Origin of the sequence: Vibrio sp. Vb1755 (assembly GCF_033338635.1) — a bacterium.
In the GTDB taxonomy this organism is placed as follows: domain Bacteria; phylum Pseudomonadota; class Gammaproteobacteria; order Enterobacterales; family Vibrionaceae; genus Vibrio; species Vibrio alginolyticus.
In genome coordinates this window covers 1-1,837 of the sequence record NZ_JAWOTA010000073.1, presented here as the reverse complement: position 1 = coordinate 1,837, position 1,837 = coordinate 1, and the positions used below count along the sequence as shown (strand labels likewise).

General features: G+C 41.2%; 3 protein-coding genes. All 3 read right to left on the bottom strand.

Features of this window, described 5'->3' with window-relative positions; all coding sequences use genetic code 11:
* Positions 1 to 180: 180 nt before the first annotated feature.
* Positions 181 to 588, bottom strand: coding sequence for a GFA family protein (locus R7E00_RS22645; protein ID WP_045392401.1), 408 nt, complete (start codon positions 586 to 588; stop codon positions 181 to 183).
* A gap of 168 nt (positions 589 to 756) precedes the next feature.
* Positions 757 to 1,023: a hypothetical protein gene (locus R7E00_RS22635; RefSeq protein WP_013571723.1), complete on the bottom strand. Its 267-nt coding sequence runs from the start codon at positions 1,021 to 1,023 to the stop codon at positions 757 to 759.
* A gap of 235 nt (positions 1,024 to 1,258) precedes the next feature.
* Complete coding sequence (locus tag R7E00_RS22630; RefSeq protein ID WP_054757271.1) at positions 1,259 to 1,591, bottom strand: hypothetical protein; 333 nt, start codon at positions 1,589 to 1,591, stop codon at positions 1,259 to 1,261.
* Between the last annotated feature and the right edge of the window lie 246 nt (positions 1,592 to 1,837).

Below are 1,837 nucleotides of genomic sequence, written 5' to 3'. Positions count from 1 at the left end.
AGAAGCGCCGACTGAGACGTGATTTAGAATCATTTTTAAGTCCTTTTATTGTTTAAAACTTGAAAGCATATAACGCCGCATTAAGGTGTGAGCGACGCTTGGCTATACTTGAGCGAAGCGAAAGCGCCAAGCGTTGCGAATCACTCTTAAATGCTTTGTTAGGCGAAATCCTGTTCGGAGCTACTTCCGCCCAGGTTCATGCTTCTCGTAACGCGGCAATTCCGCATTTAGGTCCTCCCAATTCGCTTTCGAAGTCACGAAATTGTGAGATATAGGACGCTCTGATATGTCACTGTCTAGAGCTCCCAAACGAAGGCGATACCTTTCTGGGGATTGAGCATTTGAACTGTATATAGGAGAGCCGCAACTTTTACAGAAGTACTTGCGCTTACCTTCGCTGCTCTCGTAAAACGTAAGAGTTTTATCTTGGTCTGTTAGCTTGAGTTCTTGAGCATTAATGAACCCATTTGTTGCATAAGCACTTCCACTTGCTTTACGACACAGCGAGCAATGACAGTGAATAATATCAGTTACAATACCATCAAGTTCAAACTGAATTGAACCACACAAACAACTTCCCTTATACATCTGTTTTCCTTCGTCAATTTTGGCTATTCGCCTAACGCCCTGTTAAGGGGTGAGCAACGCAATACCGAAGTCGCCGCAGACCACCTTAAACACTAAAACCAACGCATAGTGAAAATGCCACGCGTTGCGAATCCCTCTTGAACAGTTTGTTAGGCGCGTAGCCACGTTTTATAACTGAATCTCAACGTTGTTCCGTACATATGTAGGGATAGATAGCTGCTCATCTATATCTTTGAACTTTGGCTGTTGAGGCATCAATTCTATTATCGCGTTCAGTTCTTCAAAACTGATACCGACCACTCGGCAAGCCGTCATCAAACCATTTATAAAGCACTTTTTATCCCGCTTTTGCTGTTGCTCAATTGCAGGAATAGACGAGTACAATTCGCACTCTTTCGTTAATAAGGCTAGAAGTTCTTCTTTTGAGGTTTCCATATAAAACTCAGTTACTAGATAGTTTGGACACATTATCAATGATTTAAGACACAACTTCCAAGAGCTTGATCTTACGTTTTAAACCAAGCGCCTAACGCCGCGTTAAGTAGTGAGCAACGCCACCACTTAACCTAACCATACCACCGTAAACACAAAACCCAACGATGGAATTAAAAATGCCATGCGTTGGGAATCTGTCTTAAACGCTTTGTTATATGCCTTTTTTCAGCAAACTCTACTGCTCACTATCTAGAATTTGCCATTCATTTGAAGTGTGTTCTTTACAGACATTTATTGTCTTGTGGAGTTCATCATTACAAAACACAGCGCTTGGTTTAACTGCTCCTTTCTGAACTAAACGCGTAAATAGATTTTCAGAAATAAGGAAGTTTTCTTCATCTAAATGTTGAATTAAAAGTTCAGTAAAATCTCCGTCACTTTCATTAACAACAAATTGATTTGAGCCTAAAACGTGCTCAACTACACTCAGTGTAAACGCCTCTGTTCTGTTTAATCTATTGGATTCATACGTGGTTCGGCCACCGTAGCAAACTAATTTAGTTGTCATTTGAATATCTCCATATGTGCATCATAGTGCTCATTGTGAACACCCGACACCATAGGTTTAGCATAAAAAAACTGTTTCGCGTGTAATCGCTCACCGATTCAGGGCATATAACGCCTTGCTAAGGTGTGAGTAACGCAATACAAAAGCTACTGCACAGCGCCTTAATCACCATAAGCCACCGCAAAGTAAAAATGCCACGCGTTACGAATCACTCTTAAGCAATTTGTTAGTACATGCGCTACTTCT

Bases quoted from the DNA above. Each gene is read 5' to 3' on its own strand.
- R7E00_RS22645 (WP_045392401.1), bottom strand. From the start codon at position 588: ATGTATAAGGGAAGTTGTTTGTGTGGTTCAATTCAGTTTGAACTTGAT.
- R7E00_RS22635 (WP_013571723.1), bottom strand. From the start codon at position 1,023: ATGGAAACCTCAAAAGAAGAACTTCTAGCCTTATTAACGAAAGAGTGC.
- R7E00_RS22630 (WP_054757271.1), bottom strand. From the start codon at position 1,591: ATGACAACTAAATTAGTTTGCTACGGTGGCCGAACCACGTATGAATCC.